Origin of the sequence: Pseudomonas sp. PS01301 (assembly GCF_029960215.1) — a bacterium.
Taxonomy (GTDB): Bacteria; Pseudomonadota; Gammaproteobacteria; order Pseudomonadales; family Pseudomonadaceae; genus Aquipseudomonas; species Aquipseudomonas coleopterorum.
In genome coordinates this window covers 71613-78925 of the sequence record NZ_JASCPM010000020.1, presented here as the reverse complement: position 1 = coordinate 78925, position 7313 = coordinate 71613, and the positions used below count along the sequence as shown (strand labels likewise).

The following is a 7313-nucleotide window of genomic DNA, read 5'->3' as shown; positions in this document are numbered from 1 at the left end:
GCTGATAATCTTGTTGACTAACAGTCTTAACTCACAAGCACCCACACGAATTGCTTGATTCAATTGTTAAAGAGCGGTGGGTTGATTCTTTCGTCTCAACCGAGGCGCGCATTCTACGCTGGCCTCACATTCTGTCAAGCGTTTATTTTGAAGTATTTTTCCAGAAACCTGAACAACTTCAAACACTTGACTCGCTTAGATCACTCGTCAGCGGGAGGCGAATTCTACAGCGTTTCAAACCGCTGTCAACTGCCTTTTTCCACCGCTTCCGACCTTGAAGATCGAAGCACTTCCTCACTGCCTGAACGACTAACTCATTGATTAACAAGGCGTTTATCGTTTCGGCTGCGCCGGAAGTGGGGCGAATTATAGAGAGATCTGAGGGGGCGTCAACAGGTAATTTCAAAAATCTGTCGCATCCACTCAAAAGCAAGGGGCGGGCCTGCGGCCCGCCCCTCCTTGTTGCTTCGACTGGCTACTCAAAGACTCGGGAAAGCAAACTGCGAGGCTTCGTGGCTGGCGCGTTGCGGCCAGCGTTGAGTGATGGCCTTGCGGCGCGTGTAGAAACGCACGCCGTCTGGCCCATAGGCGTGCAGGTCGCCGAAGAGTGAACGCTTCCAGCCGCCGAAGCTGTGATAGGCAACCGGTACCGGCAAGGGTACGTTGACGCCGACCATGCCGACTTCGATCTCGTCGCAGAACAGGCGCGCCGCTTCACCGTCGCGGGTGAAGATGCAGGTGCCGTTGCCGTATTCGTGGTCGTTGATCAGTTGCATGGCCTGTTCGAGGCTGTCGACACGGACGATGCACAGTACCGGCCCGAAGATTTCCTCTTTATAGATGCGCATCTGCGGGGTGACGTGGTCGAACAGGCAGCCTCCAAGGAAGAAGCCTTCTTCGTTGCCTGCCACACTCAGACCGCGGCCATCCACGACGAGTTTGGCACCGGCCTGCTCGCCGTCGTCGACGTAGCCCGACACCTTGTCACGTGCCTGGGCAGTCACGAGGGGGCCCATGTCCAGGCCGCAGGAGGTACCGGCGCCGATCTTCAGGGCCTTGACCTGCGGAGTCAGTTTGGCCACAAGAGCGTCGGCAACCTGGTCACCGACACAGACGGCGACCGAGATGGCCATGCAGCGCTCACCGCAGGAGCCATAGGCCGCACCCATCAGGGCGCTGACCGCGTTGTCCAGATCGGCGTCGGGCATCAGTACCGCATGGTTCTTCGCGCCACCCAGGGCCTGGACGCGCTTGCCCCGGCGAGTGCCCTCGCTATAAATGTACTCGGCGATGGGTGTGGAGCCGACGAAGCTCAACGCCTTGACCTCGGGTGCTTCGATCAGGGCATCCACCGCGACCTTGTCGCCGTGGACGACGTTGAGCACGCCGGCTGGCAGGCCTGCTTCCAGCAACAGTTGGGCTATATAGAGTGTGGAGCTGGGGTCGCGCTCGGACGGCTTGAGGATGAAGCAGTTGCCGCAGACGATGGCCAGCGGGTACATCCACAAGGGAACCATGGCCGGAAAGTTGAACGGTGTGATACCGGCGACGATACCCAAGGGCTGGAAGTCGGACCAGGCATCGATGTTCGGACCGACGTTGCGGCTGTACTCGCCCTTGAGCACTTCGGGGGCTGCGCAGGCGAATTCGACGTTTTCGATGCCGCGTTTGAGTTCGCCTGCGGCGTCCTCCAGGGTCTTGCCATGCTCTTCACTGATCATCTGAGCAATCTTGGCTTCGTTCTGCTCGAGCAGTTGCTTGAAGCGGAACATCACCTGGGCGCGCTTGGCCGCCGGGGTCTTGCGCCAGGCCGGGAAGGCGGCCTTGGCGGAGTCGATGGCCTGTTGCACGGTTTCGCGGCTGGCCAATTGGAGGGTGCGGATAGGTTGGCCGGTGGATGGGTTGAAGACGTCGGCCGTGCGGTCGCCACTGGAAACCAGATCGCCATTGATCAAGTGTTGGATAGTGCTCATGCAAAGGGCTCCTGATAAAAGGGGTCAGTCGATCTGGTTGAGGGCTTCGCCCACGGCGTCGAACAGGCGATCGAGGTCTTGTGGCTGGGCGTTGAAGGTAGGGCCGAACTGCAGGGTGTCGCCGCCGAAGCGGACATAGAAGCCGGCTTTCCACAGTTTCATGGACGCTTCGTAGGGGCGCACGATGGCGTCGCCATCCCGGGGCGCCAGCTGGATCGCACCGGCGAGGCCATAGTTGCGGATGTCGACGATGTTCTTCGCCCCCTTGACGCCGTGCAGCACGCTTTCGAAATGCGGTGCCAGTTCAGCGGCGCTCTGCACCAGGTTTTCGCGCTGCAGCAGGTCCAGTGCGGCAAGGCCGGCGGCGCAGGCTACAGGGTGGGCCGAGTAGGTATAACCGTGGGGGAATTCCACGGCGTACTCGGGCGTCGCCTGGTTCATGAAGGTCTGGTAGATCTCGGTGCTGGCGATGACGGCGCCCATCGGGATGGCGCCGTTGGTGATCTGCTTGGCGATGCACATCAGATCCGGCGTTACGCCGAAGGTGTCGGCGCCGAACATGGCGCCGGTGCGACCGAAACCGGTGATGACTTCGTCGAAGATCAGCAGGATGTTGTGCTGGTCGCAGATCTCACGCAGGCGCTTGAGGTAGCCCTTGGGCGGCGGCAGTACGCCTGCCGAACCGGCCATGGGCTCGACGATCAGGGCGGCGATGTTAGAGGCGTCGTGCAGCTCGATGACCTTGAGCATTTCGTCGGCCAGGGCGATGCCGCCCTCCTCCGGTGATCCCTTGGAGAAGGTATTGCCCGGCAGCAGGGTATGGGGGATGTGGTCCACATCCATCAATTGACCGAACATCTTGCGGTTGCCGTTGACTCCGCCCAGGCTGGTGCCGGCCACGTTGACGCCGTGGTAGCCGCGGGCGCGGCCGATCATTTTGGTCTTGGTGGCCTGGCCTTTCAGGCGCCAGTAGGCGCGAACCATTTTCACGGCCGTGTCGCAGCACTCGGAGCCGGAGTTGGTATAGAAGACGTGGTTGAGGGTGCCGGGGGTCAGGTCGGTGATCTTTTCCGCCAGCTGGAACGACAACGGATGGCCGTACTGAAACGCGGGCGAGTAGTCGAGCACGCCGAGTTGGCGCGACACCGCTTCCTGAATTTCCTTGCGCGTATGGCCTGCACCGCAGGTCCACAGACCGGAAAGGCTGTCGTAGATCTGGCGGCCCTTGTCATCGGTCAACCAACTGCCCTGGGCCGCGACGATGATGCGTGGATCACGTTGGAAGCTGCGGTTGGCGGTGTACGGCATCCAGTGAGCGTCCAGCTTGAGCTGGCTGGTCACGCCGACGGGGGCGTTCTCGGGCATGTTCATGGGCACAAACCTCTTTGAGCGATTGGAGACGCGATGACAAGCGTGTTGCCCCTAAGGTGTCACGGCGATAAAGTCTGGAAAATTCAACTTTTGCGATCTTCAGTCAGGCAATCACTAAACTATGAGCCGCCGTCCCGATCCCCTCGCGCAGGTCAGTGATTTCGATATTCGCCTGCTGCGCATCTTCCGCAGCGTGGTGGAGTGCGGCGGTTTTTCTGCGGCGGAGAATGTGCTCGGTATCGGCCGCTCGGCGATCAGTCAGCAGATGAGCGATCTGGAGCAGCGCCTTGGTCTGCGTTTGTGCCAGCGGGGCCGAGCCGGTTTTTCGCTGACCGAGGAAGGTCGCGAGGTGTATCACTCGGCCCTGCAGATGCTGGGTGCGGTGGAGAGCTTTCGCACCGAGGTCAATGGCCTGCATCGTCATCTGCGCGGTGAACTCAACATCGGCCTGACCGACAACCTGGTGACGCTGCCGCACATGCGCATCACCCATGCGTTGGCGCAGTTGAAGGATCGAGGGCCGGACGTACGCATTCAGATCCGCATGATCGCTCCGAGCCAGGTGGAGCAAGGGGTGCTCGACGGCAGCCTGCACGTGGGCGTGGTGCCGCAGGCCAGTCCGCTGTCCGGGCTTGAATACCAGCCGTTGTACAGCGAGCGCTCGCTGCTGTACTGCGCGGTGGGCCATCCGCTGTTCTACGCCGACGATGCGCAACTGGACGATGCACGGCTCGATGCCCAGGAGGCGATCGCGCCGACCTTCCGCCTGCCGGCCGAGATCCAGGCGCGTTACCAGGCACTGAACTGCACGGCCAGCGCGTCGGATCGCGAGGGCATGGCGTTCCTGATTCTGACCGGGCGCTACATCGGCTATCTGCCCGACCACTACGCGACGTTCTGGGTGCAGCAGGGACGACTGCGCGCGCTCAAGGCGGCCGAACGGTTTTACGATCTGAGCCTATCCTGGGTCACTCGCAAGGGGCGACGCCCGCATTTAGTGCTCGAAAGCTTTCTGGAAAGTTTGTACGAGACACGATGATTTCCTTATCTCGTTGATCTCTTTGGCGTTGTGAACCTGACACGATCAAAACCTGAGCAGTTGGACAGCTTTTTGCACGACTGCTTTGCAAAGCGAGGGCTGAACCCAGTCCACCCACCGTGCCAAGAGTTCGACGCCATGCCCACCGATACTGCACTGCCCAGCGAATTGATCTACGGTCTGCACGACCGTCCGGCCCCCATGACTTCGATGCTGGCGGCGCTTCAGCACGTACTCGCTGCGTTCGTCGGGATCATCACGCCCCCGTTGATCATTGGCTCGGCGCTGGGCCTGGGCACTCATTTGCCGTACTTGATCAGCATGGCGCTGTTGGTGTCCGGCATCGGCACGTTCATCCAGGCTCGCCGTCCGTTCGGCATCGGCGCAGGCATGATCTGTTTGCAAGGCACCAGTTTCGCCTTTCTGGGGGCGGTGCTGTCGGCCGGCTTCATCGTCAAGCAACGCGGGGGCAGTCCGGAAGACATTTTGGCGATGATTTTTGGGGTGTGCTTTTTCGGCGCGTTGGTGCAGATCGTGCTGAGTCGCTTCATCGGTCAATTGCAACGGGTCATTACTCCGCTGGTGACAGGCATCGTCATTACGCTGATTGGCGTGAGCTTGATCAAGGTCGGTATCACCGACCTGGGTGGAGGCTTCAACGCACCGGACTTCGGTGCGCCGGGTAACCTCGCCCTGGGCGCGTTCGTGTTGGTGGTGATCATTCTGCTCAACCGCAGCGCCGCGACCTGGTTGCGGCTGTCGGCAATCATCATCGGGCTGGCGGTGGGCAGCCTGGCCGCCTGGTTCAGTGGCAAGCTGGTGATCCAACCGCTACCCGAGCTGCCGCTGATCAGTGTGCCGGTGCCTTTCAAGTTCGGTTTCGCTTTCGATTGGACGGCGTTTCTACCCGTGGCGCTGATCTATTTGATCAGCACCCTGGAGACGGTGGGCGACTTGACGGCCAATTGCATGCTGTCGCGACAACCCATCAGTGGGCCGAGCTATATCGAACGGCTCAAGGGTGGCGTGCTGGGCGACGGCGTGAGCTGCATGCTGGCCGCTACATTCAGCGCCTTTCCCAACACCACGTTCGCGCAAAACAACGGAGTGATCCAACTCACGGGCGTAGCCAGCCGCTACGTGGGGCTGTACATCGGCGTCGTGCTGATGCTGCTCGGGCTTTTGCCGATGATCGGTGCTGTGCTACAGCAGATTCCCAAGCCGGTGCTGGGGGGCGCCACCCTGGTGATGTTCGGCAGCGTCGCAGCCGCTGGCGTGCGGATTCTGGCGCAGTCGCCGCTGGATCGACGCAACATGCTGATCATCGCCACCTCGTTCGGTGTGGGCCTGGGTGTGGCCGCGCAGCCCCAGCTGCTGCACCGCATGCCGCAATTGGTGCAGAACCTGTTCGACTCGGCGATCACCAGTGGCGGCGTCACCGCGCTGATCATGTGCCTGCTGCTACCAGAGCCCAAACGCAGCGGTGAAGTGCCAGCGCAGTGCCTGGAAAACGAGCCGGTTTGAGGCGACATTTTCGCAACGACGCTTGTCGGATCCAGGCAGGTGCGTTATCAACGCATCTGCCCTACCCACACGATTTGCTCGGAACCGCCCCATGATGCTTGAAGTCCCCGCGCACAGCGCCTCGGCCAATGGCAAGCCTGCCAGCCGCATCCGCCAGAAAAATGAGGAAGCGATTCTCAAGGCAGCCGAAGACGAATTCGCCCGGCACGGTTTCAAGGGCACGAGCATGAATACCATCGCGCTCAACGTCGGGCTGCCCAAAGCCAATCTGCATTATTACTTCACCAACAAACTGGGGCTGTACATCGCGGTGCTGAGCAACATCATCGAGCTGTGGGACAGCACCTTCAACACCTTGAGTGCCGAGCACGATCCGGCGCAGGCCTTGACCCGTTACATTCGCGCCAAGATGGAGTTTTCCCGACGTCAGCCACTGGCGTCGCGGATCTTCGCCATGGAGATCATCAGCGGTGGCGAGTGCTTGACCGAATACTTCAACCAGGACTATCGCAGCTGGTTCACGGGGCGCGCCGCTGTGTTCCAGGCGTGGATCGATGCCGGTAAAATGGACCCGGTCGACCCTGTGCACCTGATCTTCCTGCTGTGGGGCAGTACTCAGCATTACGCCGACTTCGCCACGCAGATCTGCCGGGTGACCGGACAGGCGCGGCTGACGCGAGAGGATTTCGAGCAAGCCGGTGACAACCTGATACGCATCATCCTGAAGGGATGCGGACTGACCCCTGCAGTGTGATCACTGCAACAGCCAAGAGATAGCGATGCCTTCCACCCTGCTGGGCCCTTGCGAGTTCCGCGAGGAGATTCGCAAGAGTCGATTCATCACCCTCGCCGCACCCATTGCCAGCGTGCAGGACGCCCAGGCGTTCATCGAACGGAACAGCGATCTGGCGGCCACTCACAATTGCTGGGCGTGGAAACTGGGCGACCAGTACCGCAGCAACGATGACGGCGAGCCGGGCGGTACGGCGGGCCGACCTATTCTGGCGGCCATCGAGGCGCAGGATTGCGACCAGGTGGTGGTGCTGGTGATTCGCTGGTACGGCGGTATTCAGCTGGGCACCGGAGGATTGGCCCGCGCCTATGGCGGGGGGGCGAACAAGTGTCTGCAACAGGCGCCCAAGCGCCTGCTGATCGCGCGCGTGGCGGTGTCGTGTTCCTGCACGTTCAGCGAGCTGGCCCTGGTCAAGCTTCGCGTGGCCGAGGCTGAAGGGCTGGTGACTGCGGAAGATTTCACCAGCAATGGTGTCGATCTGCAGCTGGCAGTGGCCAGCGAAGTCATCCCGACCCTGGCGCAGCAGTTAGCCGACCTTTCGCGGGGACGGATCGTGCTGCAAGACGCTGCTTCATGAACCTGCGGCCTGTCCACGCTGAGTGCTAGTCTGTTT

At 61.2% G+C, this 7313-nt stretch carries 6 protein-coding genes; 4 read left to right on the top strand and 2 right to left on the bottom strand.

Features of this window, described 5'->3' with window-relative positions; genetic code table 11:
- Window positions 1-479: 479 nt before the first annotated feature.
- Together QMX89_RS12700 and QMX89_RS12695 are read right to left on the bottom strand one after the other, a co-directional pair.
- Window positions 480-1973 (bottom strand): CoA-acylating methylmalonate-semialdehyde dehydrogenase, encoded by a 1494-nt coding sequence (locus QMX89_RS12700; RefSeq protein ID WP_282348471.1) that lies wholly within the window; start codon window positions 1971-1973, stop codon window positions 480-482.
- Window positions 1974-1997: 24 nt separating this feature from the next.
- Window positions 1998-3344: an aspartate aminotransferase family protein gene (locus QMX89_RS12695; protein ID WP_090356070.1), complete on the bottom strand. Its 1347-nt coding sequence runs from the start codon at window positions 3342-3344 to the stop codon at window positions 1998-2000.
- Between the two features lie 121 nt (window positions 3345-3465).
- On the opposite strand from QMX89_RS12695, the gene QMX89_RS12690 reads away from it, so the two are divergent.
- From QMX89_RS12690 to QMX89_RS12675, 4 genes are all read left to right on the top strand, one after another.
- On the top strand, window positions 3466-4383 hold the full coding sequence (locus tag QMX89_RS12690; RefSeq protein ID WP_090356068.1) for a LysR family transcriptional regulator: 918 nt from the start codon (window positions 3466-3468) through the stop codon (window positions 4381-4383).
- A 138-nt stretch (window positions 4384-4521) separates the two neighbouring features.
- Complete coding sequence (locus tag QMX89_RS12685; protein ID WP_282348470.1) at window positions 4522-5907, top strand: nucleobase:cation symporter-2 family protein; 1386 nt, start codon at window positions 4522-4524, stop codon at window positions 5905-5907.
- A gap of 91 nt (window positions 5908-5998) precedes the next feature.
- Window positions 5999-6661: a TetR/AcrR family transcriptional regulator gene (locus QMX89_RS12680; protein ID WP_282348469.1), complete on the top strand. Its 663-nt coding sequence runs from the start codon at window positions 5999-6001 to the stop codon at window positions 6659-6661.
- 25 nt (window positions 6662-6686) lie between these two features.
- Window positions 6687-7277: a YigZ family protein gene (locus QMX89_RS12675; RefSeq protein WP_282348468.1), complete on the top strand. Its 591-nt coding sequence runs from the start codon at window positions 6687-6689 to the stop codon at window positions 7275-7277.
- Window positions 7278-7313 lie beyond the last annotated feature (36 nt).